At 45.7% G+C, this 26246-nt stretch carries 24 protein-coding genes and 1 pseudogene; 15 read left to right on the top strand and 10 right to left on the bottom strand.

Annotated elements, in window-relative coordinates; all coding sequences use genetic code 11:
• Positions 1–67: 67 nt before the first annotated feature.
• The 3 genes from NYR53_RS19075 to NYR53_RS19065 all read right to left on the bottom strand — a co-directional run bounded on the left by NYR53_RS19075 (position 68) and on the right by NYR53_RS19065 (position 6049).
• A complete protein-coding gene (locus NYR53_RS19075; RefSeq protein WP_261300822.1) occupies positions 68–3307 on the bottom strand; it encodes a family 10 glycosylhydrolase in 3240 nt (1079 codons plus the stop codon).
• A gap of 80 nt (positions 3308–3387) precedes the next feature.
• Positions 3388–4446 carry a Gfo/Idh/MocA family protein gene (locus NYR53_RS19070; RefSeq protein WP_261300821.1) on the bottom strand — a complete coding sequence of 353 codons (1059 nt, stop codon included), beginning with the start codon at positions 4444–4446 and terminating at the stop codon, positions 3388–3390.
• Between the two features lie 31 nt (positions 4447–4477).
• Entirely contained in the window at positions 4478–6049 is a 1572-nt protein-coding gene (locus tag NYR53_RS19065; protein WP_261306433.1) for an FAD-dependent oxidoreductase, read from the bottom strand.
• Between the two features lie 247 nt (positions 6050–6296).
• Here NYR53_RS19065 and NYR53_RS19060 point away from each other — a divergent pair, with 247 nt between their 5' ends.
• From NYR53_RS19060 to NYR53_RS19045, 4 genes are all read left to right on the top strand, one after another.
• Complete coding sequence (locus NYR53_RS19060; RefSeq protein WP_367618546.1) at positions 6297–7403, top strand: SGNH/GDSL hydrolase family protein; 1107 nt, start codon at positions 6297–6299, stop codon at positions 7401–7403.
• 37 nt (positions 7404–7440) lie between these two features.
• On the top strand, positions 7441–8940 hold the full coding sequence (locus NYR53_RS19055) for an extracellular solute-binding protein (protein WP_261300820.1): 1500 nt from the start codon (positions 7441–7443) through the stop codon (positions 8938–8940).
• Between the two features lie 38 nt (positions 8941–8978).
• Positions 8979–10808 (top strand): cache domain-containing sensor histidine kinase, encoded by a 1830-nt coding sequence (locus NYR53_RS19050; protein ID WP_261300819.1) that lies wholly within the window; start codon positions 8979–8981, stop codon positions 10806–10808.
• A gap of 104 nt (positions 10809–10912) precedes the next feature.
• Positions 10913–12358: an eCIS core domain-containing protein gene (locus NYR53_RS19045; RefSeq protein ID WP_261300818.1), complete on the top strand. Its 1446-nt coding sequence runs from the start codon at positions 10913–10915 to the stop codon at positions 12356–12358.
• A gap of 55 nt (positions 12359–12413) precedes the next feature.
• On the opposite strand, the pseudogene NYR53_RS19040 reads toward NYR53_RS19045, so the two are convergent.
• Both NYR53_RS19040 and NYR53_RS19035 read right to left on the bottom strand, forming a co-directional pair.
• Positions 12414–13220: pseudogene (locus tag NYR53_RS19040) on the bottom strand (DUF3231 family protein).
• A gap of 174 nt (positions 13221–13394) precedes the next feature.
• On the bottom strand, positions 13395–13820 hold the full coding sequence (locus NYR53_RS19035; RefSeq protein WP_261300817.1) for a VOC family protein: 426 nt from the start codon (positions 13818–13820) through the stop codon (positions 13395–13397).
• 131 nt (positions 13821–13951) lie between these two features.
• Between NYR53_RS19035 and NYR53_RS19030 the strand changes: the two genes are divergently transcribed.
• The 3 genes from NYR53_RS19030 (at position 13952) to NYR53_RS19020 (ending at position 15941) form a co-directional block, all read left to right on the top strand.
• Complete coding sequence (locus NYR53_RS19030) at positions 13952–14905, top strand: helix-turn-helix transcriptional regulator (RefSeq protein ID WP_261300816.1); 954 nt, start codon at positions 13952–13954, stop codon at positions 14903–14905.
• A 73-nt stretch (positions 14906–14978) separates the two neighbouring features.
• Positions 14979–15311 (top strand): ASCH domain-containing protein, encoded by a 333-nt coding sequence (locus tag NYR53_RS19025; protein ID WP_261300815.1) that lies wholly within the window; start codon positions 14979–14981, stop codon positions 15309–15311.
• Between the two features lie 276 nt (positions 15312–15587).
• Complete coding sequence (locus NYR53_RS19020; RefSeq protein WP_437180054.1) at positions 15588–15941, top strand: hypothetical protein; 354 nt, start codon at positions 15588–15590, stop codon at positions 15939–15941.
• A 5-nt stretch (positions 15942–15946) separates the two neighbouring features.
• Here NYR53_RS19020 and NYR53_RS19015 read toward each other — a convergent pair whose 3' ends face one another.
• The 3 genes from NYR53_RS19015 to NYR53_RS19005 all read right to left on the bottom strand — a co-directional run bounded on the left by NYR53_RS19015 (position 15947) and on the right by NYR53_RS19005 (position 18004).
• Positions 15947–16645, bottom strand: a complete 699-nt coding sequence (locus NYR53_RS19015) for a class I SAM-dependent methyltransferase (RefSeq protein WP_261300814.1) — start codon at positions 16643–16645, stop codon at positions 15947–15949.
• Positions 16646–16800: 155 nt separating this feature from the next.
• Complete coding sequence (locus NYR53_RS19010; RefSeq protein WP_261306430.1) at positions 16801–17226, bottom strand: threonine/serine exporter family protein; 426 nt, start codon at positions 17224–17226, stop codon at positions 16801–16803.
• A 4-nt stretch (positions 17227–17230) separates the two neighbouring features.
• Positions 17231–18004 carry a threonine/serine exporter family protein gene (locus tag NYR53_RS19005; protein ID WP_261300813.1) on the bottom strand — a complete coding sequence of 258 codons (774 nt, stop codon included), beginning with the start codon at positions 18002–18004 and terminating at the stop codon, positions 17231–17233.
• 173 nt (positions 18005–18177) lie between these two features.
• On the opposite strand from NYR53_RS19005, the gene NYR53_RS19000 reads away from it, so the two are divergent.
• From NYR53_RS19000 to msrB, 6 genes are all read left to right on the top strand, one after another.
• The gene (locus NYR53_RS19000; RefSeq protein ID WP_261300812.1) at positions 18178–19425 is read left to right on the top strand and encodes a TolB family protein; all 1248 of its coding nucleotides are present in this window, start codon (positions 18178–18180) and stop codon (positions 19423–19425) included.
• 155 nt (positions 19426–19580) lie between these two features.
• Positions 19581–20129: a DUF1697 domain-containing protein gene (locus tag NYR53_RS18995; RefSeq protein ID WP_261300811.1), complete on the top strand. Its 549-nt coding sequence runs from the start codon at positions 19581–19583 to the stop codon at positions 20127–20129.
• A gap of 6 nt (positions 20130–20135) precedes the next feature.
• Positions 20136–20585 (top strand): DUF6157 family protein, encoded by a 450-nt coding sequence (locus NYR53_RS18990; RefSeq protein WP_261300810.1) that lies wholly within the window; start codon positions 20136–20138, stop codon positions 20583–20585.
• 65 nt (positions 20586–20650) lie between these two features.
• Entirely contained in the window at positions 20651–21475 is an 825-nt protein-coding gene (locus NYR53_RS18985; protein WP_261300809.1) for a polysaccharide deacetylase family protein, read from the top strand.
• A gap of 143 nt (positions 21476–21618) precedes the next feature.
• Entirely contained in the window at positions 21619–22551 is a 933-nt protein-coding gene (locus NYR53_RS18980; RefSeq protein WP_261300808.1) for a manganese-dependent inorganic pyrophosphatase, read from the top strand.
• Positions 22552–22658: 107 nt separating this feature from the next.
• Positions 22659–23642, top strand: coding sequence for a peptide-methionine (R)-S-oxide reductase MsrB (gene msrB, locus NYR53_RS18975; RefSeq protein WP_261300807.1), 984 nt, complete (start codon positions 22659–22661; stop codon positions 23640–23642).
• A gap of 220 nt (positions 23643–23862) precedes the next feature.
• Here msrB and NYR53_RS18970 read toward each other — a convergent pair whose 3' ends face one another.
• Both NYR53_RS18970 and NYR53_RS18965 read right to left on the bottom strand, forming a co-directional pair.
• Positions 23863–24084 (bottom strand): hypothetical protein, encoded by a 222-nt coding sequence (locus NYR53_RS18970; protein WP_261300806.1) that lies wholly within the window; start codon positions 24082–24084, stop codon positions 23863–23865.
• A 32-nt stretch (positions 24085–24116) separates the two neighbouring features.
• On the bottom strand, positions 24117–25007 hold the full coding sequence (locus tag NYR53_RS18965) for a cation diffusion facilitator family transporter (protein ID WP_261300805.1): 891 nt from the start codon (positions 25005–25007) through the stop codon (positions 24117–24119).
• 237 nt (positions 25008–25244) lie between these two features.
• Here NYR53_RS18965 and NYR53_RS18960 point away from each other — a divergent pair, with 237 nt between their 5' ends.
• On the top strand, positions 25245–25898 hold the full coding sequence (locus NYR53_RS18960; protein ID WP_261300804.1) for a serine/threonine-protein kinase: 654 nt from the start codon (positions 25245–25247) through the stop codon (positions 25896–25898).
• Between the two features lie 19 nt (positions 25899–25917).
• A complete protein-coding gene (locus NYR53_RS18955; protein ID WP_261300803.1) occupies positions 25918–26181 on the top strand; it encodes an HPr family phosphocarrier protein in 264 nt (87 codons plus the stop codon).
• Positions 26182–26246 lie beyond the last annotated feature (65 nt).

The following is a 26246-nucleotide window of genomic DNA, read 5'->3' as shown; positions in this document are numbered from 1 at the left end:
CATCCGGACCTTCTCTCTAAGAAGGAGCCGGATGCTTTTATTATGTGATGCTATCCGTTGTCAAATCTTAACCCTTATCTCCAATTTCATTCTCTCTATTATCGTTCGCTCTATCGCCGTACTCGCCATCTTCATTCTCTTTATCTTCGATCTTCTCTTTTTGAGTATTGAACACCTTGATCTTTATCTCCGATTGTTTGCCACGATAGGAGGCAGTAATGGTTGTGGAACCGGGCTTTACGGCTGTAATAGTGCCATCGGCAGCAATGGAAGCGACATTATCGTGCGAAGAGATGAATGTCGCGCCTTGGGTGATGTACGCCATGGTGCCATCAGAATAAGTAGCTTTGAGAGGTTCTAGGAAAGTTTCACCTTTCACAAGACTATGCTTCTGCTCATCAAAGGAAAGACTTGCCACCTCGACGACAGTAACGGTTGATTTGGCTGTTTTTCCTTCATAAACAGCGGTGATTTCCGAAGTTCCAGCCTTCAACGCGGTAACCGTTCCGTCTGCGGCAACGGCAGCAACCTGAGGATTGCTGGAGCTGAACTCAGCACCGGTCACTTGGGCTGTCGTTTCGTCCGAGTAGACCGCTGTCGTGACGGTTGCATGCTTGTCGCCTGCCACTAGACGATAGGTGGCAGCATCAAGCTCAATGCCTGTGATGACGGGAGCCGTACGCGTTACGTTTACGGTTTTTTCGTTCGTTTTGCGGCCGTCAACGTAAACGGAGATTGTTACGGGATTGACGCCAACTTCCAGCGAGACCTTTCCGCTGAAGTCTCCGTTGCTAGCCAGATCTGCTGGTATGCCGTTCAAACGAACTTCAGCCGTTCCCGGCCCAAGTACTTCGACATTGCCTTTGATCTCAAGATTTTTGAGCGGCGTTATGGTGTTGGCATAGGCAAGGTGACCGCGCAGAACGGCCGACCTGACAGCATCGCCGACCTTGTACGTTTTGGCGACCAGCTGCCGTCTCGTCCGAACGCCGGAAGCATCCAGTGCAGAGATGACGAAGCCGCCTTGCGGAATTATGCTGTTATTGGGTGACATATTCGTCCAGTTCCAGCTGAGAGCTTGTTGTTGGTTAACGACCTTAGTGACTTTACCGGTGCTGTCGACGAGCGCTTCGACACCAAACGTGCTGGTAGCTGTCGTTAGACCGAACGCATCCGTGTAAACATTAAGATTATTCTCGTTACGGCTCACATTGTACAAATCGCCTTCGAGGAACTGTTCCTGATTGCTAGGAACGCTAGAGCCTACCTGATAATCTTTAACATACTCCACGTTTTGGAGCGATGCTTTCACGACTGACCAGTTAACCTGCGAATAGTCGAAGAGCATCAGACCATTCGATTGCGACAAGCCTGCTTGAAACACGGACCGCTGCAGCGGGGGATCCTGGATGTTCGCCAATGCGATACTAGCGTACATTGGAACTTCACCGTTCGTTACGATGCTGCCCAGCGTAATGTGCTGCTCAATTTCTTTTTGCGTTGTTTGATACGTGCCGATCATTAGAAAATCGATGTTGCCCGTATAACCGGTTTGAGCGTACGTGTCGGTGTAAAGGCTGTCGTCTGGGAATTTCAAACGGCTATCGTATTTGAAGTTCGGGCTGCCCCAGTGGACACCGTTCAGGTAGTAAGATTCAAACCAGGAGCCGACATAAGCGGAAGAGTAGATCTTATGGCCCTTCAGGGCAGTGTATCGATCGGTGAGCGAACGGACTTCATCCGTAAACGTCTTGATCGTCTGCGAGCGGAACTCCCACCAATCATTGATGAGCGGTCCGTATTGGCGGACATTGTTCACGTAAGTGAAAACGTCGGCCGGCCAATTTGTAAGCTGTTTACCGCGAACGGCGAGAAACGCTTCGAACTTCGAACGAGTTAACGGACTGAAGTCAGCCGTTTCATTGTCATAGCGGGTTCGGTCGAGAACGACGCCGTCGACATCGTAGTTTTTGATGACTTCTTCCATGTTTTTGAGCTCGAAGGCTCTTACGTCATCATTAGCCGGGTTAACGAAAGCAACGAGGGATTTGCCCGTTTTGTAATAGTTGCTCTCTCGAAGCCGCAGAATTTGGCCGCCATCCTCGGGACGGTAAATATGTTCTTCCCAGTCGAGGTGCTGATTCAGCAGTCCATACTCGTTGTGCGCAGGTGAGCCTTCGGCAAAGACATTGAATGCTGCGTGGATTTTGATGCCGAGCTGATGACCGTACCGAATGAACTCCTCCAGCATGTCAAGGTTTGGATTTGCTCCTGCACGGGTCGGCGCAGTCATTTGGGAAATATGCGGACGACCGGTTAGGTCGTTCTTCTTGTAGTTGGCGAAGCCTTCAACGCCTTTCACATCCAATGCGATTGCTGTTACTCCGGCGTCTTTCGCCTTGATCAGCATATCATGAACATTTTCAGGCGTTTGCAGCTTGAAAATATTCGTTCCTTGGTCGACCCAGAGAACGACTTCCTTCGTGGTGTCGGTTTGTTTTTTATAAAACACGACAAGTGTCTTGCGGTCATTTTCTGTCCCATTCTTGGAGGCGATGACTTCTAGATAATTGACACCTTCCGTGAGTGCAACCTCGAGCTGAAAGGTGCCGTTCGGTTGCAAGGCAACCGTGGATTGGTTCACACGAATCGTATAGGGGATACCTTGTTCGAGGTTTTCCAGCTTGCCAGAGACCACTGTTTTCGGCTCGGTAACCGTAAACCATTCGTCGTTGTTCAGCTTAAGTCGAGCTTTGAGGCCTTGTCCTGTCATTAATTCAGAGACAGGGATGACTTCACCGTTTTTACGCAGTTTAATTTTGTCACCGACCTTGAAATTTTTAGCGAGATATTGCTTATAGGTTTTGTTTGCCCAACTGTCGTCGTTTGAAACTAGGATGTAACCGCCTTGAGGGATAATTAGGTCAGTTGGTCCTGTCCAGACAGGCACTCCGCCGTTCACAGAAGGGTTTACCACGCGTGTGACTTGGTTATTTCCATCGACGACAACGCCGACGGAAGTTTTGCCAACCGTAATCTGCGGAGCATATTCCGGTGTGAATAAAGCAACATAATCGGTGATGCCCGCTACATCCTTATCAACTGCATTAATTTGCTTGCGAGGACCTTCAATATCAATGGTAATATCGACCGGAGCGGCTTCTACTTCAATGTAATCGGAGGCGTTAGGTGCTACGGAAGTGGCGGCGGAGCCAGAAACGGTATCCGCAGCAAATGCGGTCGTGGACCAAAGGGAAACGATCATTGTGAGCAATAGGGTCATAGACATCCATTTCGACTTATTCAACGGGTTTCACTATCCTTCCATTCAATTGATAGGGCTAGTTATGGACCAGTTCAACTATGAGGTTTGTCGCAAGTCATTTCTTAGAAGTGTATTTCTTCGCCTTTCTCGCTAGATTCATAAATACCGCAAAGGATTTTCATCATTTCAACACCGTCTTGAACAGGAGAAATGGTTTCTTTTTTGCCTTGGCATACTTCAATGAAATAATTGATTTCATCCTGAAACCCGGCAACAAAATCGAAAGACAGGTTGTTGATCTGCGGCGTGAGGTTCAAGATGGTATCGTGCTTCTCCGTAACGATGGATAGCTGAGGCTCCAGTTCGGCGCCGCCTTTGTCACCATACAACTTCACGGTAAGCTCGTCTTCCTTCGCATGAAGCGTGAAGCTAACGTCAACGAGGATGGAGGCACCATTCTCGAAGCGAATCAACGCATTCGCCATATCCTCTACCGTATTGTGGGAAGCGTCATAGTCCGCCGCCTTATAAAAGGCAAGATTTTTCACGTTCGCGCGGTTGCCGAGTTTTTTGTAGGTGTTGCCGGAAACGGACTTCACCTTTGGTCGGCCCATCAGGTACCAGCATAAGTCAATGACGTGGACGCCTACATCGATCAGCGGACCACCGCCCGAACGCTCAACATCCGAAAACCAGCCACCCGGATTACCGAGACGACGAATGCACGAAGCTTTGGCGTAGTAAATTTCACCGAGTTCATCGTTTTCCAGAAATGATTTGATGATGCGGGTGTTAGACGCATACCTGCGGACGAAACCTACTTGAAGCGTTTTGCCGGAGCGGCGGACCGCTTCCTCCACAGCTAACGCTTCGCCCACCGTCTTGCAGAGCGGTTTTTCGGTAAGTACGTTTTTGCCGGCATCCAATGCAGCGATGGAGATCGGCGCATGGCTATTGTTCCACGTACAGATGCTGACAGCATCGATCACTGGATCAGCAAGCAGTTCCTTGTAGTCCGTGTAAATGCGTGTTATGCCGTATTTTTCGGCTTTCGCCTTAGCGCGTTCTTCGTTCAGGTCGCAGATGGCGTAAAGCTCTGCGTCCGAATTATTTTGGTATGATTTCAAATGCATTTCGGAAATAGAACCGGCTCCGATGACCGCTATACGTACTTTGCTCATTTGCAAAACACCTCGTCTTTAGAATTGTTATTTATACGGAATGAATCGTCGGCCAAGCCAGCTCAATTCCATTGCTTACTAGCATGTTCTGGAAGCCTCGAAGTTCAGACTCCATACTGCGAACCTCACGGGGCAGGAGCTTACGGTCGATACAGTGGCTTGCAAGAAATCCAGCTGCCTCGCCGATGTTCCATTCAACCGGATGGAGCCGGTAGCAGCCGTTTGTGATATGCGTGACGCCAAGATTTTTGCATGCCGGCAGCAGATTGTTCATGCGGACAGGAATCAAACTGCCCAGTGGAATCTGGAACGGCAGGGAAGAGATATCGATATAATGGCGGTTTCCAGTGCTCGGATGCAGGTCAATTCGGTAACAGCCGATACCTACGGAATCGGCGAATTGCTCTGCTTTACCATCGGGTCGGCAGGCTGTGCTCACATGCTGTTCCAGTACGGTAAACTGCGCTTTGATCCTGCGTGACTCCCGCATGTACGGAGACATGGCTATTCCATCGTCGGTGCCGACGATGTCTTTGCGCAGCCGAAGTCCAGGGTAGCCGAACCCCCCGTCCGGCCGAGGCGCTTCCGTTTGCAGCCAGTACAGCAAGGAGAGGCTAAGCTGCTTCGCATCCCACAGATTCCGTTCTCTTTCCTCGTCGCTCACGTCGATGACCGAACCAAGCCAGTAGTCATTCTGCGGCCAGTTAACCAGTGTAATACTCCCTGGATAAAAGCCTTGCTCGAAGTTTCTGCTGTCGATGATGCGCCGATAGTAGAACAGGGAGTACTTGTCCGTCCCTTCAAAAAGTTCATAAGTGACATGCTCTAGCGTATGTGGGCGGACGCCGGACCAGCTCAGCAGCCGATCGGGCCAAAAATCGGCTTTATACTGCCGCCAGAAGTCATAGCGCTCCGGACGTTCTATGGTGTGGTCTTCGCCTTCGATGTAATCCATCGCAAAACAGTAAGTAAAGCCTTGCATATCCTGTGGAAGTGCTTCACCTTCCACCGCATGAGGTTCCCCGGTTTGGCTCTTGGACTCCGCCCCGGTCACATATTCCACACCGGCAAGCGGCAGAACATCTCCACATTCCGTTGCGTCGAGGAAATAGGCGGCGGATAGCTCCACGAGTTCCCCGGTTAGCAAATTGCGTACCGTTACCGTTTGAACGTCATCACCGTCAACGGAAGCCGATTCTGCGCGATGACGGATAAGAATCTGCAGTCTACCGCTGTGAACATAAGGAGCCAGCATTTCCTGCAGAACTGCCAATGCTGCGCGTGGCTCATGACACAACCGCGATACGCCACCGTTCCCAGGATTAAGATGAATACGGGATCGTGCTTCTGCAGTAAGGGGGAAGTGGCGTCGGTAATAATCGCGGACCCCATTCCGGAACTGCCTGTAGGTGCGGGTGCAGCCGAACTGTTCAATCCACGGGTGCTCATCTGGCGGAACAGCCTGGCTCGTTAATTGCCCACCAATCCAGTCGGTTTCCTCGGTCATGATCACCGTCTTGCCCGATTTGGCAGCGGCAAGTGCGGCTGCGCAGCCGCCGGTCCCCCCGCCAATGACGACGATATCGGCATGAAATTCTTGAATGTTGTGGTTAATGCTCTTGTGTGCCAACGGAAATATTCCCTCCTTTTTCCTCCTCGCCTGCAGGTTTTCACAGGCTATCCTTATTGTAATACAGCGGAAACGAGGCCACAGCGGAGGACCATGACTTCTTTTGGTACTTTAATAACCATTGCCTATGGAAAAAAAGGGATTATTTGATCGGAGTCGAAAATGGTTAACAAGTCCTTATAATGTGAGTGTATTTTAGGAGTAAATAGAGGAGGAATGTATGATGTCAAATCAACAACAACCTGTAAACGTCGTGCAGTTGGACGCAAACATGCATATTCAGCAATCCGGTGATCATCATTTGAATTGGTATTCACCGCTAGAGAAGCCCTTCTATATTGCCGGTTTCGGCTGGCTTCACGAAGAAAGGCTTTACCGCCGGTTGCCTGCAAAACCAGATTGGAAACTCCCACAGGCGGTAGACCAACTGGCCAACTGCACCGCCGGCGGTCAAATTCGTTTCGAGACGGATGCCACTTCCTTGAGCATAAAAGTAAAACTAACAGGGACTGCTAATATGTATCATATGACGGCTACAGGGCAGTGCGGGTTTGATTGTTACATGGGAGGTCCGGGAGAGCAGCTATATTACAGCACCACTGTTTACGATCATACGCTGATGGAATACGAAGCTGTTATTTTTAAGGATATGGCGCGGGAGAGCCGGATCATTACATTGAATTTTCCGCTCTACCAAGGTGTAGAGGAAGTCTGGATCGGTTTGGATCGGGAAGCGCAGATCGCTCCGCCACCGGCTTACGTTGATAACGGGAAGATCATCGTCTACGGCACTTCAATCACACAAGGCGGCTGTGCAGCCCGTCCGGGTATGGCTTATACAAACATACTTTCTAGACGTATTAACAGGGAGTTTCTCAACCTGGGCTTTTCCGGTAATGGTAAAGGGGAACCTGAGCTCGCTTATATACTTTCTGCCATTCCGGATCCAGCATGCCTGATCCTGGATTATGAGGCGAACTGCGTTTCTACAGAAATGCTTCAAACGACACTGCCCAAGTTCATCTCGATTTACCGTGATAAACACCCGTTGACACCGATATTAATAATCTCGCGCATCACTTATGCGAAGGATAAATTTCAAGATCAAATGGCGCAAGATCGGGCGGAACGCAAACAATTTCAGCTCCAAACCGTAGAGCGGGAGCGTGAAATGGGCGATGCTAACATCTATTTTTACGACGGATCTAATCTTCTGGGTGAGGATGCGCACGAATGTACCGTTGACGGTGTTCATCCGACTGATCTTGGCTTTTTGCGTATGGCAAATGGGCTGGCACCAGTCCTCCAGAAGATTTTGACGGATTGATTGCCGGTTTCAATAAGCCTGAAGGGGTGGTTGAGAAATGAAAAGAACTAGCGCGGCCATTCTCGCCTTGCTTACGTGCTTCACTGCCGCCGGATGCAGCTTTTCAGAATGGCCATATGATAATGATTCGATAGCTGTACAAGAACCGGTCATTCGAATCGTCGTAAATAGTCTAGGCATGAATTTTCCGGAAGGTATGGATGAGAATAACAACCCCTACCTTACCTACATCGAGAAGAACATTGGCGTACAGGTGAATGTGACACTCCCGCCGCTGAATGGATATGATGAGAAACTAAACGTCATTATGACCTCTAGGGAGCCTCCGGATCTGCTGAACACGAGTAATCCCTCTTGGTTCATCAATTTCGTGAATCAAAAGGCGCTCACACCTTTGAATGACTATATTGAGAAGTATGGGGCGAATCTGAAAGCCAAAATTCCAAAGGAAGCTTGGGATAACGTCACCGTCGATGGCCATATATACGCAATTCCCAGTATGAACGAAGTGAAGGGAACTGAAATAGTTTACGCACGAAAAGACTGGCTGGACAAACTTGGCCTGCAGCCTCCGCGAACCATTGCAGAGTATACAGTGGTGATGAAGGCATTTGCCGAAGGAGATCCGGACGGAAACGGAGTTAAGGATACTGTCGGCCTTTCAATCCTGGAGCGTCTCGGGAGAACATCGCCGTTTCTCGGCGCCTTCGGCGTACAAATGAACGCCTGGTATGAGCGAAAGGGGAAGTTGGTATATTCCGGTATTCTCCCAGAAATGAAAGATGCACTCCTTTACTTACGCAGCCTATATGACCAGAATATTCTGGACCCGGAATTCCCGCTCAATAAAATCGATGTACTTGGCGAGAAGATAGCGAGCGGCAAGGTTGGCTTATATTCCGCAGCATGGTCGGATACACGCACTCACATTGCGGCTAACCGCAAAAATGATCCGAAAGCGGTATGGATTCCGCTTGATTTCCCGATCGGACCAAACGGCAAACACGGGGTCTACAGCACTTCAAACGTCCGATCTTATAATGTTGTCCCCATCAAAAGTCAAAATGCGGAAGCCGTTGTGAAATTTCTCGATTTTATCGCAGGCCCCGGTCAAACAAGTCTGAAGCTTGGTTTTGAGAACGAAATATGGACCAAAGTGAACGGAAAGCTGGCAATCCGATTCGATGAGCACACGAAGCATGGTTATCGGGGTATTTATGGATCGTTGGTCGATACTGCAGAGCGGGACATCACTCGGGATCGGCTGGAGGGACTCGGGGAGCAATTTCATCTATATGACAATCTGCAGCGAATCGAAAGCAACCTGATGGAAGATCGGTTTAATGGACCACCTACACCTGCAATGGGCAAGCATCACGTCAAGCTGTCCAAGCTGCAAGATGAGACTTTTACAAGAATCATCGCGGGGGTGAGCCCCATCGAAGAATTCGATGCCTTTGTGAAGAAATGGAAGGATGCTGGCGGCGATGAAATAACAGGTGAAGTGAACGAATGGTGGCGAGAAACCGGCAAGTAGCCGGAAAGAGACAGGGCACGAATGGAGGGACTACCAACATGTTAAAAGAAATCCTGCCCAAAGTTCGTAAAATTCTGGCCGGTTATATTCAGATTCGGCTGACATGGTACTTTTTACTGATTCTGCTTCCGCTCGCCGGATTCAGTCTTTTTGCCATCTCAAAATCGCAGACGATCTTAGAAGTACAAACGGGTGAGAGGACACAAGGGGCTCTGCATACGATGACGGATTACATCGACCTGACACTGCAGAACCTCGAACAGCTTTCTTCGCTGATCGCGTTCGATATGAATATGAACACGACACTGCAGTCCGTTGGGCAAGAGCCGGAAAAGCAGTCGTTCGTTTATTTTGCACAAGTCATGGACCAGATAACGAACATGACAACAGTCAATTTGATCGTGGATCAAATCACCATCATCCATATGCCGTCACGCACCGTCATTTCCACCAAACTTGGAGGACGCAAGCTGCCCGAAGGCGCGGAGAAGCAGGAATGGTATCAGCGTTTAATGGAATCGAGTGGAGGCACGGTTTTTTTTACGCCGAAGGAGGGTGAATCTTACTTTGATGCAGACAGCATTCATCTGATCCGAACGATGGATCCTTATAATAGGACACTAATTAATCCGAATCTACTCGTGCTTTCCGTCAAAAAAAGCGCGCTCATCGAGTTGGCGAAACCGCTTCTTCCCTCCAAAAATGCGAACATCTATCTGTTTGACAGCGACGGAAGCTCGATCGCTGGCACAGGTGCGAGTGTTTACCCTCAAGTTTGGAACACCGTGAACGAGGTTAGGTCCATCCGCAAATCGCAGCAAACCGGTACGGAAATGGTTACGATCAGCGTGAAGTCGAAGTTTTCCGGATGGTCGCTCATGATGGAGCAGCCCTTGGAGGAACTTCGCAGCCATACCGACTCCCTAAAGGTGTTTAGTTATGGGATTTTAGCCGTCAGTCTGGTGCTAGCCGTTTGGATTTCCTGGATCATCTATAGGGGGATATCCGCTCCGCTGCGGAAGCTGGCTTATGGGATGAAACAGCTCCGTACAGGTAATTTCACCATACAATTGGAAGATACGCGTGTAGATGAACTGGGATACGTTATCGAATCGTTTAACCGGATGGCGGAGAACCAGAAGACACTTATACGTGACCACTATGAGAAACAGCTTTTACTGTCCAAAATGGAGCTTAAGTTTTTGCAATCGCAAATCAACCCGCATTTTCTTTACAACACACTAGACTCTATCTATTGGACAGCCAAAAACTATGAAGCGGATGAAATCAGTGAAATGGTGCTCAACCTGTCGAAATTTTTCCGGCTAAGCCTGAACAAGGGAAACGAAACGTTTGCGGTCGGGGAGACCATCGAGCATTTGAAATATTACATTAAAGTCCAGCAGCTAAGGTTCTTAGATCATTTTACCGTTCGATACGACATCGCCGAGGAAAGCGCTCCTTATCATGTATTGAAGCTGCTCTTACAGCCGCTTGTTGAAAATGCTGTTCTGCATGGTCTGGAGAAACAGATCGGGGGTGGAGAACTTCTCATTTCCTCGTATTTGGAAAATAACCAGCTTGTACTCGAAGTGTACGACAACGGGGTCGGGGTCACTAACGAAAGGCTCGCCTATATTTGCGGCAAACTAGAGGAAGCTTCTAAGCAAGCGATAGAAGGTATCTCGACGGACCTCAAGAAGGACAAGGATCTGTTCGGACTGCGAAATGTGGTCACACGGATGATCATGTACTACGGCAAGGAATCGCAATTTCTCTTCGAGAGCGACGCGAAAAGAGGCACTCGGATCACGCTTCGCCTTCCGCTGGAAAAGTGTGTGTCGCCTTATGAAGAGCAGGCGGGGTGAGGGGATCTCCAAAGGGAAGTTGATGTTGGGAAATCGTGGCATTCTTGTTCGACATAATGTGATAAAATGGTATCAACTTAAGTATAACGAGGGGAGGTATCAGGATGAAAAATGAGAGTTTAGCGCGCAGATCAATAGAAACATCCATATTAAATGATCACGGTTTGTCAGCTTCTACTCAAGTGCAAATGAGTTCAAATTATATACACAGCTTACATAAGACGATAGGGAATCGGGCTGTTGCTCAAATGGTACGGGCTGGCCAACTAGCCAATCCGACACAAACAGTCCAGAGAAAGACGAATCAAACAGGGCTTCCGGATGATTTGAAATCAGGTGTAGAGAAACTTTCGGGGATTTCCTTGGATGATGTGAAAGTTCACTTTAATTCTCCCAAGCCTGCCCAATTGCAAGCCCATGCTTACGCGGAGGGAACGGATATTCATGTTGCACCCGGACAAGACCAGCATCTTCCTCATGAAACATGGCATGTTGTACAGCAGAAGCAAGGCAAGGTGAAACCTAGGATGCAAATGGGAGACGTTGCGATCAACGATGATGCAGGGTTGGAGCAAGAAGCTGATATCATGGGTGCCAGGGCCTTACAACTTGCGCAAAGGGGGGCTGAGTCTTCACCTCCAGGCATTCAAAGAAGATCGCTGAACGATGCCGGCGTCGTGCAAAGAATGCTTGTTTCCAGTGACAAAAAACGTAACGGTGACGAGGATGAAAAGAATGTGAAAGCCTCCGACCTCGGAGAATCCAATGTGATTTTTAATGAGTACGCCCAATTCCTTGAAAATGATACCTCTGCGTATGCCAAAGGAGAGGTGAAAAAAGGGATTGCAGGACTGAAAAAAGTGTTAAATGAAGCGGAAGTTGACGCCGGTGAGTTAAAAGAAAGCTTCATTACCGGACTGATTCAGAATGAGTTATGGATAAAAGCAAAAGCTAGCGATTTTGAATCGCTGCGGACACAGATTTCCACGCTTTATCCTGATTACGAGGGTGTTGACGCGTATACAGATCAGGAAACGATTGATTACTGTAAGGACGATCCCGAGCCATTACAGGCCTGGTTAGAGGAAATAATAACATTAGCTGGGGATAAGGTGTCTGATTTCGTCACCGGCGCTGCTGCCTTCACGGCAGAATGGAAAAATTACTTGGCCTACGTTCTGTATGATAAGGCTAAGGTTAAGTTTTACGATATGACAGAAGAATTTGTTCCGTTTGTTCAGCCGTTTATTCAACTCATCGAGGATATCAACGCGAACCGGATTGACAGTTTGGATTATGTGAGAAAGTATGGTAATAATCCAGCTAATTACGGGGCTGAATTTGAGGTTGCGGGACCTGCTGAGATGGTCGCGAAGTATGATAATAAAGCAGTAATCCATACGCATTATGGCGCTAACAATACGCAGCCAAATTATGGACATACGAAACCGTATGATAAAAGATATGAAACAGGTTACGGGTATACGGTCGTAAATCTTCCCGAACTCTTGGGGATGGATGACACCCAAAAAACGTACAATGCTTTATAGATGATTGATTCCGCCACCATGTGTCTGGCGGTTTTTTAATTTTAATCATATTGGACTATGCTTTTGCTAGTTTATCTCTGTCAGCAGCCTGTGGCGGTTGTTCCAACCAACCATTCTCAATCAGGATATCTGATCCATCTTTTGCAAAATTCAAAATTTCCGAAGTTAGCCGAATGTAAATTTATCCCAAATCAGTCCTACGACTTTGACCAAGACTTCTGCCATAATGTGCAATTCCAGCCGAGTTTAACGTAGTCGTATGGAACATCATTAGTTTATCTGAAAACGGTGCATCGGTTGATTCTGTTGGTAGTGTATCCCATGCACTTGCAGATGGAAGATATTCTTTACTTAGTAATGTTCCGAATATTTCAACGTGTTTATCTGAAATGTTCCTGCCCCTTATGAAATAATCGCGGACCTTTTTGTCCTTAGCAACTTGACTATATCCAATCAACAAAGACCGACCCAATTGATTTTGAATGAGGTTAAAATAGATATGATTTATTTCAATTGCATTTAACGGTCTAGCATGTCCAAACAAACCTGCAAGATAACTTTGATTTTGGACATACTCAACTTTATTCGGAATTGGAATAAAGGGAGCTCTTATGAAAGTCCCTTTTTGTAACATGATTTCTGTTGCTTTATTTAGCAATCTAGCCGATTCATTTAGACATTCGGTAAAGTACTCGCACATATCCAAACGAGCGGCGTTGGCCAAAGCCAGTGTATAAAATTCAAGTCCAACTTTGCCAATATTCTGTATGTAAAAAAGATAAAAATCATCAAGAAACAAGCGTGGAGTTTCTAAATTAACATCTGATTTTTCCGAAAATCCGTCTATTTCCTCCACTGGCATTAATATTCAATAATTGATATTAGTGAATTGTCATCTGTCAGGCAAGTGATGTGTCCATCTGCCATAAAAAAGCCACTCCATAAAGGAGTGGTTTGGCTACTTTTTATATGGAGGTATTAGTACTTCGCCTCCCCAAAAGGGGCTGCTATTTCGATCTCACCATACATAGATAGGTTAGCGTTGACGCGCAGTGAAAATCTGAAAGACAACACCAAACTTGTCTATCACCATACCGTAAGCAGGGCTAAAATGAGTTTCTTGCAGTTCCAAACTTACTTGTCCGTCTTGTCGTAACGATTCATAGAGTTGTTTCGCTTGTTCCTTCTCAGAAGTGGTTATACAGATAGTAACTTGATTGCCAATAGGATGGGCTTGACCCGGAAAAATATCGGAAACCATCAGCTCTGTTTGGCCGACTTTTAGCACGGAATGAGCTATACGATCCCTTGCATTTGCCGGTAATGATAATTCGGAGGAATCCGGACTCTCTCCAAATGTTTGGGTAAAAACAACTTTAGCGCCTAATGATTGTACATAAAAATCGATAGCTTCTTTAGCATTTCCGTCCAACATAATAAAAGGTGTTAATTGTAAAATCATGATCAAACAGCTCCCTTTGTCAAATTTTGATTTTTTTCGTAGGATGTTCAGAAATTCTTGTGGGCTCAATGTTCATTATAATTTATAATAGTGACAGGGATTGTCGTGAATATATAAAACGGAGAAATATTATGCCCAAATCGAAACGACTCCTGGCATTGATGATGACCGTTAACCGCAAAAGGAAGTTTACGGTCAAGGAACTTGCCCAAGAGTTTGAGGTGTCATCGAGAACGATTTTAAGAGACTTACAGGAATTAAGTGAGTTAGGGGTTCCCTTATATTCGGAAGTGGGACCTCACGGCGGCTATCAGGTCCTGAATGAAAGAATCCTGCCCCCGATCGCGTTTACCGAGGAAGAGGCTACAGCTATATTTTTTGCCTGTCATGCTTTGCGGCATTATGCCTACCTTCCTTTTAAAACGGAAGCTTCTTCGGCATTGAGCAAGTTTTATAACTACATGTCTGGAGACGTCCGGGATCGTATTGATCAAATGAAGAACCGGGTTGACTTTATAACACCGTCCAGACATTCGGAATCCCTCTATTTATCCATCTTGCTGGATGCGGCTATCGATCAAAAAGTCATGCTTATCGATTATGAATCGCGTGAAGGAATAGCCAGTAGGGAAATTCAGCCTATTGGCATCTATGCAAGCAACGGTTTATGGTACTGCCCAGCTTATTGCTTTCTTCGCGGCGAAATTCGTGTGTTCCGATGTGACAGAATGCATTCGGCGGTTTATGCTTCTTCTGCATCGAAACCGATGGATCTTCGGCATGTTCATCTTGGAAATAGGGAATCACTTAGTAAGGCGGAAGAGGAAGAAGTTATTTTACATGTGGAATTGAGCAAAGAAGGTGTCCAGAAGTGCGAGGCTGAGTTATGGGCGGGATCTAAATTACTTATCCGTAACGATGGCACTGGTTGGTTAGAGGGTAACATTGGGAAGAGTGACATCCTTTTTTTCGCAAAGTTTGTTCTTGGTCTTGGCAATGAGGCGACAGTCAAAAGTCCACCGGAATTGGTGGATGCAATGAAAGAGATGATGGCCAAGATCATGGCAAAATATAATTGCGAGTGACAGGATTGCCGCGCAGTTCGACAAAGCTTGTGACATTCGTTATAATGAGAACTGCCAAAAGGAGGGAACTAACATGAACGAAACTTTGCCACCAAAAACGTGTTCGATCGACCGACTCGTTACGAAAGAAGCTGAAGTTAACAAAGTGCTTGCTGGTGAGAAGACGGCTTGCAGACGTAATGGGCGCTATGCCGATATCGGTGAAACGATGGAATTGCAAGGCACTGCGTTTACAGTAACCAACGTTTACCAACAAGCTCTAGGTGATTTAACTGTGGAGCATGCGAAAGCAGAAGGACATACGTCCGTTGATGAGTACCGTGATAGTATTTTAGCTATGCATCCAGGTATGCCATGGCTGCCGCATATGAAAGTATGGGTACATGAATTTCAAAAGGCTGAATAAGTAAGAACAAAAAGACAGTGTGGATCTCAGGATCTGCACTGTTTTGTTGACCACATAAGAAAGTATAAGTTTTCGGTTTCCGAAAACCGCTTTCTTATTGGCGATAAAAACTACATCTAAACGCGGTCGCTCATCTTTGAATGGCCTCGATAGAGGTTTTCTCAATTTTCTCATAAAGAACGGATGATGGTGTTGTCTTGGTATGTCCTGCTTTTATATATTCATATATTTAGTGTGATTTTAAGTATAGGCCCTTATTTTATCCTGTTTCCATTATTGGCTAGAATTCGTAATGCGCCATTCGAGCAATTGCCGGACTATCTTGAGCCATTTCGCATTACAGTTCGGCTTACTAAGCATGCAGGCCACGTGCTGGTTGCGACAGGGATTTTACTCACGTGGTTAACGGCATGGACGTGGAAAACATCATGGATTATCGTCACGGTTCTCATCATGGTTGCCTCGCTGTACTTTATTGCCCGTGCTTTCTCGCCCCTGCTTCGTAAGCTCAAGGCACCACATGAGAATCGAGATTTCTTAGTCAACAAGCTGCGCAAGGCATTAATCTGGTATGTCATTATCACGTTGTCGATGATGTGGTTTATGGTGGCCAAACCGACGCTTTGGTAAAAAGGTTAAATAGCTGGCTTTTGAGCGTACATCACAACGAAATTATAATATTTGTAGACGCAGTCAACGTCAATGAAGCCACAAGCTCGAAGCCAGTTCAGCTGCTCATCGAGGGGAGCCATTTTATCAAGCTTCGTCCTTTCATAAGCAGCTTGCAGAGCTTCAGGAGTTAGATCAGTGGCTTCTACTTTGGCCACCCAATCAGAACGATACAATTGATCAAGGAATGGGCTGCTGCCTTGGACTTGATCTGCGTTAACGAAGATCCCGCCTGGTTTAAGCAGCTTAAAAATCTTTTCATACAGGTCTTGCTTAGCTTGATCTTCAAGATGATGAATGGAGAGAGAAGAGATGACGCAATCAAAAGGCTCTGAAGACTTGAATATACTATAATCCTCAGCAATATAGGTCATATTGGCTTGGGTTTCTCCAAAGCGCTGTTTAGCGATGTCGAGCATGCTTTGCGAAAGATCTATTAATGTTATTCTCGCATTTGGGTAATTGCCAAGTACATAAGAGGAGAAGAGACCGGTACCTGCACCTAGGTCGAGAATACGTGGAGATGTATGATCGACCTGCACTAGTGAAGTCGCTGTATGGTAAAAATCATCAAAACAAGGTATTAGTTTTCTCCGCTGACTATCGTACTTCTCAGCAATTTCGTTGAACTTCGTTGTGATTTGCTGGTTTGCTTGTTCGCTCATTGGCTGTCAACTCCATTACATAGATTAGATGTGATTGCTTCCTGGTCTTATTTTAAAGGGAAAAACAGGAATAATCTAAGATATAAAACCGATCATCTTTATAGGTAAAAACTATTAATTGGGCATGAACTATTACAAATAGTTCAATAAGGTCGCTATTTTGTTCGACGTAACAGCTGATTCAGAACCTCGGAGAAGACGAGTCCGATGGCGATAGCACCAGATAACAGGAAGGCTTTGGCTGCGAGCTGTACGGCCAGATCATAGTGATTGAGGACGACATTACGCATGGCATCATAGGCTAAGCCGCCCGGAACTAAGGGGATAATACCCGATACACTGAAAACAATAACAGGTGTTTTGTATATTTTCGCAAAAAATTGACTGATGACGGTTACGAAAAAAGAGGCAATCAATGTGGCTAGGATCGGGTCTAAAGGAATCATTTGAATGGAAACATATAACATCCACCCACACATCCCCACGAAACCGCACTGCAAAAGGGTGCCTTTAGGGACATTGAAAAGAATTGCGAATGCCGCCGTCGCGATGAAACTCATTAAGAGCTGTTCAATCATCATCATACTAAACACCCACCCCATTATAAAATGAAAGTACAAAGGCAATGCCGGCACCTATAGCAAAAGCCGTTAAAAAGGCTTCGGCGCCTTTGGAAACCCCTGAAACGAAATGGCCTGCCATTAAGTCGCGCACGGCATTCGTAATAAGAAGTCCCGGAACAAGCGGCATGACCGAGCCAATAATAATGGTATCTAGGGCATGTCCAACCCCAATTTTGACAAACACGAAAGCCATGGTTCCAATGAGTAAGGAAGCCAGAAATTCAGCGAAGAACTTGATCGGCACTAACCGATGAAAATAGTTCAGGAAGGCTAGTCCAGCCCCGCCAGCAACGAAAGCAGGTAGGAAATCATGCCATTCTCCTTGGAACATGATTAAGAAACAACCGCTTGCAATAGCAGCGGATAGTATCTGAAACCAAGCGGGATAACGCATTTGGGCCACATCAATGTCCTCAAGCAGCCGATAAGCCTCTTTGGGCGTTAGTTCCCCTTGGCTGATTCGTCTAGAAACAGCATTCACAACCGTGACTTTGCGGAGATCGGTCGATCGAGCCGATATACGAATTAATCTTGTAGTCTGCTCAGGTCCATCAATGGAGAAAATGATGCCAGTCGGCGTTACGAAGCTATGGGAGTTCGGCACACCAAAGGCTTCCGCGACGTGGGTCATGGTGTCTTCGACACGATAGGTTTCTCCACCGTTTTCCAGCATGATTTTACCAGCCAGTAAACAAACTTGTGCAATTTCGTAGTTCGTAGCAGCAGGATACGCCATGGTTTGTTCTCTCCTGAAAAAGTATTTGCCAAAAGTATAATATATCACGGAAGCCACTGGAAATCATATGCCGAGAACATTTGGTGTACCCCAAACTACAATAGGTCATTTCTCCGTATGTTCTTAACAACAAAAGGATATCGTAAAAGGTAAGGAACATAAGGAGGAACATCATGAGAGCTTTTAGAAATATCATTCTTGCCATATCGTCTCTCTTACTCATCATAACGAATAGCACGACTATTTATGCAGCAAAACCCGCTGAACTGCTGAAAGCAGCATTCGTTCGAAATGGCGATCTATGGATTAAAGCTGGTGACAGTGAAAGACAGCAAACCCGAGGAGCCTTCATATTAAACCCGAAGTGGTCCTATGACGGCCAGTGGATAGCTTACACAAAAGGTGAGAATGAGCAGGAACTGTGGCTTTTACAAGTTCAAACTGGACAAAGTCATCTCGTTGCACAGGAAGGCGGAAGGAACTTTCAGTGGCAACCTAACCGGAACTCTATCGCATTTCTAGCCGCGCAGCAGCTTAATTGGATAGACTCCGATGAACTTGCAAAACCGAAGATAGTTGCAGAGGGGATCGGGAATTATTCCTGGTATCCGGATGGGAACGCCTTTTTAGTTTCAATGGCAGCTAAGAGTTCAAAGGACGGATGGACACCGATACGAATAATGAAAATACCATTAACCGCGAATGCGGATCCTAACCTCTTTAAAACGTTGCATGTGCTGCCCAAGCCATCTGACGAATTTTTTGCTGTTGACACGAGCCTCTTCAAATGGTCTGCAAACGGACGTTGGATTGCTTTCTTGGCTAAGCCTACCGCATCGCTGTCCGCCGATGGCAACACATTGTGTGTATTATCCGCAGACGGTGCAGTTTTCAAAACAATTGATCAAATGGTTAACAATGAGATGTGGTTTGAATGGGCGAGCAAAGATGAGTCTCTTGCTTATATCGAGGGAGTCGGAAGAGAAGCTACAACGAATAAACATTTGAAAGTTTTGCAGCTTCCTGACGGGAAATCTGTTTCCTACACACCTCAGGGCTATGTCGAACATGGTTTCACTTGGCGTGGTCTTCAACATATCGTTACTTCAAGATCCAAAGAAGCGGAATGGTCGATCGATCCAGCTAAACGCCATTTTCCGTATTTGGTTAATGTGAAGCTGAAGAGTCATCAACAGAAACTTATTACACAGCCTTCGGATACTTATGGTGATTTTAATCCCATCTCATTACCCTCACACCAGTTGGCATGGATTAGATCCAATCGCACCATTTCAAATGTCTTGGTCGCGGGTCCCCATGGCACAAAAGCTGAAACTTGGATCGAAAACATTGACCTTGGAGCCAACTACTACGAACAGAGGAACTGGAATACGGTACTGAGTTTTTTTGTTCGAAAATAAACGAAAGAGACAATTCTTAACAGATTTGATGCAACCTGAGCCAATTATTCAATGGATTCAGGTTGTTTAGTTTTGCTGCAATTAAAGGCTAGTATGAAAGCAAATAGGCCATAATTGGTGTATAATGGAATTAAAAATTGGTGTGAGGTTATGCGATGCCGAAGTATATTGCACTTTTGCGTGGAATTAATGTAAGTGGTCAGAAGATTATTAAGATGGAAAAGCTGCGAAGCATTTTTGAATCCATGGATTATAAGAATGTGATTACGTACATACAAAGCGGTAACGTCATTTTTGATTGTGAAGAAGATGACCCTGCTGTCGTTCGTGATCGAATTGTGAGCGAGCTCAAAGTTCAACTTAACTTCGATATTCCTGTTATCATTCGAACATTAGAAGAATTGCAAGAGGTTGTTGAGAACACGCCCTACCAAATAGTCAATGCAGAAGCAAATGAACAAAGATATATTACCTTATTGTCTCATTTTGCAACCGATGCGGCTATCGCCAAATTAGAAGCCTTGCAAAATGAAGTGGACGAGTTCCTCGTCAAAGGGCTCACCGTCTATTTACTCATTCGTAAAAACTACGGAGAATCAAAGTTCAGCAACAATTTCATCGAAAAGAAGCTAGGAGTATCCGCGACAACAAGGAACTGGGAAACCGTGAATAAATTAATTCAACTTGCAGAAGGAGGGAGTTAATCCAAAATGCCCTATGATGATGCACATATGAGTTATAAGGATACATTTATACAGGTTTCTGTTGACTGTCCAGTCGAAGTAGGAATCGTGCCTTCCATGAAGAAGGATAGTAAAACCGCACATTTAATTCAATACGAGCTGCTCTCTCAAAACCCATACAAATATACACAAGGCGAGCTTATTTATGAAGTCTATTTGCAACATAAACAAATCCCTCAGACTGAAATCGAAGCTCGCAGTGATGAAATTCGTGAGGAGCTTTTTTCTAAAAACCACCCTTGTTTAAGAGCATCCATGCTTCCAAAGAAACACGGTTGGGGTGTGCATTACAATGAAGAAGGCAAAATTGCGATTTACCCCATGGAATCTGAAGCCTACCAGCAATTTGTTGAAGCAGGTACAAAGTGTGAAGATGGTCCTAAGTTGTTATTTGCTATGCGAAATTCTCGCGGGTGAAAGAGACGGGGTATTTCGAAGAAAACGATGCGCTGAGAAAGCTGGAAGAGAAGTGGGAACTATGAATGAATTGGGCTAATAAATACTTGCGAATTATGCGAAAACTCGTATCTGTTTTCGCGCTTGCGTGGCTATTGCTGGCATGCTTCGCGTCAGCACCAACCCAAGCATCCGCGTCTAAAGTCGCGGCGGAAGAGCGGCAGCACGAGATCGCGATTCCCGTACTGAACTACCACAGCATCGGAGTGGAGCCAGGGAACACGTACGTGCTCCACCCCGATATGTTCGCGCGCCAAATGGACTTTTTGGCCGCGCATCACTTTACCCCGTTGACGCTGGGGGATTTCGCGCGCATCTTGGAGAAGAAGCAACCGTCACCGGAGAGGCCTGTGCTGCTCACGTTCGATGACGGCTACGCGAACAATGCTGAGGTGGCGCTGCCGATCCTGCAGCGACATGGCTTTCCGGCGACGTTGTTCCTGTCGCCAGGATTCATTGGCCAGCCAGGTTACTTGAACTGGCCACAAGTGAAAGAGCTGAGCGCGGCGGGGTGGGACATAGTGCCGCATGGCATGACACATCCCCATCTGCCGCAGCTCAGCATAGAACAGCAGCGCGAGGAGATCACGGAATCGCGCAGACGTATTGAGCAGGCGCTCGGAAAGAGCGCAGATGTTTTTGCATATCCGTTTGGCGAGTACAACGAGGATACGTTGAAGATCTTAAAAAAGGCAGGATTCCGCTATGCCTTCACAACGAAGGATGGGAATGCTTCGTCGAACCAATCGCCATATGAACAAAATCGAATTGTCGTTCACGGCGAAGATGATCTTGAAACATGGGCTCAGAAGCTTTCATATCCGGGAAGAGGGAGTAAAGCTTCCCCTTAGAGCCATTGAGTCTAGACGCTTTATCATTGCTTAATCACACTAAAGCTTTTGGTTTAGTAGTGGATTTACCGAGATTTTTTAGTATAATCGTAGATAGAGATGATAAGTTATAACTACACTATTTCCGGTTAAGGAGTCGTACAATGTCAAAAACACTAATTTTCGGACATAAAAATCCGGACACTGATTCAATCACATCCGCAATTGCTTATGCTGCACTGAAAAAGAAACTAGGCCTAGAGGTTGAGGCTGTTCGTCTTGGCAGTGTGAATGGTGAAACTCAATATGCTTTGGATACTTTTAAAGTTGCAGCGCCTCGTCAAGTTGAGACTGTAGCGAATGAAGCAGCCAATGTGATCTTGGTAGACCATGTTGAGCGCCAACAAAGTGCTACAGACATCGATCAAGTACGTGTTGTGGAAGTCATTGACCACCATCGGATTGCTAACTTCGAGACTAGCCATCCGCTTTACTATCGCGCAGAGCCGGTTGGTTGCACAGCAACAATCCTTAATAAATTGTACAAAGAAAACGGAGTTACTATCGACAAAGACATCGCAGGTTTGATGCTTTCAGCTATCATTTCGGACTCCTTGTTGTTCAAATCCCCGACTTGCACGGAGCAAGATGTTGCCGCTGCTCGTGAACTTGCTGCAATTGCTGGCGTTGACGCTGAGACGTACGGACTGGAAATGTTGAAAGCCGGAGCAGATCTAAGCGACAAAACTGTTGCACAATTGATTTCTTTGGATGCCAAAGAATTCCAAATGGGCAATTACAAAGCCGAAATCGCGCAAGTGAATGCGGTTGATGTTAACGATGTTCTTTCTGGGCAAGCTGAGATTGAATCCGCGCTTAATGCCATCATCGCTGAGAAGAACCTGGACTTGTTCTTATTTGTTGTGACAGACATTCTTAACAATGATTCCGTCGGTCTTGCTCTTGGACGCAAAGCAGATGCAGTGGAGAAAGCTTATAATGTTACGCTTGTAGACAACAAAGCGCTGCTCAAAGGCGTTGTTTCACGTAAATCACAGATCGTGCCTGTTCTTACGGATATCTTCAACACCCTGTAAGATTCAGCTTTATTACGAAGACACCGTTCGGATGGACGGTGTCTTTTGGTTCTTTGCTCATCATTTGGTATGATAGAAGGGATACGAAAGGAAGAGGTGAAGCAGAAATGGTTAATAACGTTCAACAAGGCAATTATGAAAAGGCAACTTTTGCTGGTGGATGTTTCTGGTGTATGGTTACACCATTTGAGGAACTGCCAGGTATTATATCCGTTGTGTCAGGTTATATTGGCGGTCACACAAGCAATCCGACATACAAAGAGGTATGTTCGGAGACAACAGGTCATGCAGAAGCCGTTCAAATTACATTTGACCCCGAATTATATCCTTATGATAAATTACTTGATACATTTTGGCGTCAAATTGATCCTACAGATAGCGGAGGTCAGTTCCATGACCGCGGATCTTCTTACCGGACTGGTATTTTTGCCCATAGTGACGAGCAGAAAGAGAAGGCTGAAGCTTCCAAGCAAGCCCTCCAGGATAGCGGCCGATTCGATCGTCCTATCGTAACGGAAATCGTTCGGATTGATGCGGAAGCCTTTTATCCTGGTGAAGACTATCATCAGGACTATCATCATAAAAATCCGCAGCATTACAAGGCCTACCGCAAAGGGTCAGGACGCGATTCCTTTATTGAGAAGCATTGGAACACAGCCAAGGATAAAGCTGAGCGCAAGCAAAAATTAACACCGCTTCAATATGAGGTAACGCAAAATAATGCGACCGAACGCCCATTTGAGAATGAGTTCTGGGACTCTCACGAGAAGGGTCTATATGTAGACATCGTTTCGGGCGAACCGTTATTTAGCTCCTATGACAAATTTGATTCAGGCTGTGGCTGGCCTAGTTTCACGAAACCCGTCTTCGAAGGCAGTGTAAAAGAGAAAGCGGATCATAGTCATTTCATGATACGTACAGAGGTGCGTAGTCATGAGGCGGATTCCCACCTAGGCCACGTGTTTAATGATGGTCCAGGGCCTAACGGACTTAGATATTGCATTAATTCGGCTGCACTTCGTTTTATTCCTTTAGCTGATTTGGAGAAGGAAGGGTACGGCGCTTATCTTCGTTTTTTTGAGGAGAAGTAAGACATTTAGGTGAGAATTATAAAAAAGACGCTAATTAGGAGGAAGATCCTGGCTAGCGTCTTTTTCATTGTATAGGAATTATAGGAAATTATGCGAGATGCCTATTTGTGGATAAGTGATGTAAAATAACGAAGTCGATTTTCGACTTCTCAGACTCTGTTAGCGAGCTTCGACTCGCAGAGCTCTCGCTGAAAGCGCGGAAAACGCGCTTATTTGTTCTTTAAAGGGAAGCACGATTGACTACATAGATAATCAGCGCAAGCACTCCAAGGGCAATAGCAATGACATAGAAGAATGTAAGTCGAGACCAATTGCCTCTGGTTTTGTTGTCATATTCGGGATTGCCTTCTTTATTTGTTCGGGAGTTTCCAATGATCACTGTAAATATGACAGCTGCTATTAAAATGACAGAAAAGATTAAATAATAAGCATTGCTTGACATCTCAGCACCGCTTTCTGTTATTTTTTTACATGTTATTCTTTGTACCAAGGGTTCAAATGGATAAGGACTTCATCGACGTCACCATGCTGTTCCATAATGGATTTCTTGATAGCACGGGAGATATCATGCCCTTGTTGGATCGTGAGCTCACCGGGAATGGCAACTCTGGCATCCACTAAAATGTAATGACCGTGCTCCCGTGCACGAATACGGTCGATTCGTTTTACCTGTGGAACCGCTTGGATTAATAGCGTATATTGATGCAGCTTTTGTTGATCCACTGTTTTCTCCATAAGGACATCGAAGGCTTCCTTGCCCATTTCCACGGCTAATTTCAAAACCAATAATGAAACGATAATTCCCGCTTCTGCATCTCCGTAAGATAACCAGTGAATGTTATAAGTTTTACCAACAAAGGCCAATCCAATTCCAACAACTGCCGCCAGAGAGGCGTAGACATCGGCTAGATGATCCTTGGCAGTTGCAATCAGCCCCTTACTGTTCGTTCTGCTGCCAATCCGCATCGTATATACATAGAGGACGTATTTCCAAACCATAGACACTGCTGCTGCAATAAAGGCAATTAAGCTAGGCGTCAGAGGCTCGTGGAAAAATGCGGCTGTCGAATGATAGGCAATATAAATGGCAGCTAGCGCAAGGATAAAAGCTACAAAACCCGACCCTAACACCTCTGCTTTGCCATGGCCATAGGGATGGTCTTCATCAGCTGGAAGCTTGGAAATTTGCATCGCACTGAGTGCTGCGATCGTGGCGATAATATCACCTGCGTTATGAACCCCATCAGCTAATAAAACTTCACTATGAAAAAGCAACCCAATTACGATTTTCATGATAGTGAGAATGATGTTGCTAATGAGGGATAGCCATATCGCCCAAACAGATGATTTGTTGTCGTTGTTCATCAATGATGACCTCCTACAGAAGTGTTTCCCCAAGGAAAAAAAATCCCTTGACCAAGGGTCAAGGGATTAGCTTCATTTTTTATATGAGAATCTAGCAAATTATAATAGGACATAGTTCAACACTTCACTTTACACAAATATCTTTGTATAATACCACACATAGCAGCAATTAACAAATCATGATTCCGTCGCCTTCACGTAAGTAAAACAAGATGGAAGGGGAGCAGAAATAGTTCAATGTTAAAGATTTGGTTGATTGAAATTGAACACCACTTGCTCCCGAATTTGGAGCTTTACAGTAAACAACCTTACGATCCAATTGTAGTACATTATATACCTAAGCCATGGAAGCTCGTTGGTTCTGGTAATTATGCAGCCGTACTAGCACACCCGGATTACCCTGAGGTCGTTGTTAAAGTGTATGCGCCAGGTCGACCGGGAATTGGAGAGGAAAAGGAAGTATATAGACGTCTAGGGAATCATCCCGCCTTTTCAGAATGCTTGCATGCAGGGGATAATTATTTGGTATTGCGCCGTTTGACGGGAGTTACTTTATACAAATGCTTACATCGAGGGATTCCGATACCACGCCAAGTCATTACTGACATAGATGAAGCACTCGCTTACGCAGTTAGCAGGGGCCTAAATCCTCATGACGTACATGGGAAAAATGTGATGATGAAAGATGGCAGAGGTTTAGTAGTTGACGTGTCTGACTTTATGAAAAGCGAATATTGTCCCATGTGGGACGATCTCAAAAATGCTTATGATCGTTTCTATTATCCGTGGGTTCGTAAAATGCCCATTCCCGATTTTGCCCTGAATGTTGTTCGGAGAAGCTATCGGAAATGGAAGAAATACCGCAGAAAAAGTAATGAAACCGAAATTTAAATAAAGGAAGGTTTGTTTTATGAGAGTACATGAATTTGTGATCCATTCAGATTTACAACGAGCCGCTTTATCGGCCATCTCTGCAAAGTCTTCTCATTTTATTTCGGACATTACAATAGACTTTGAGCTTGATCATAAGCACCATATTGTAGATGTGAAAAGCCTGTTGGGCATGCTTCTAGTCCCGATCAAAGCGGGGACGACACTTCGTTTGCTTACAAAAGGCAAAGATGAGGAAGAAGCCATGCACTTTATGTTTGATTTGTTTGCGCCATACCGATGAGATTCATGACTAGGCACAATATTTGACCCTATTCTCACAAGATTGGATAGAGATTGTCCCTAAGA

It is taken from the genome of Paenibacillus andongensis, from assembly GCF_025369935.1.
Lineage (GTDB): Bacteria > Bacillota > Bacilli > Paenibacillales > NBRC-103111 > Paenibacillus_E > Paenibacillus_E andongensis.
Note: the sequence above shows the minus strand (reverse complement) of the source record. Positions and strands in the feature narration are given on the sequence as shown.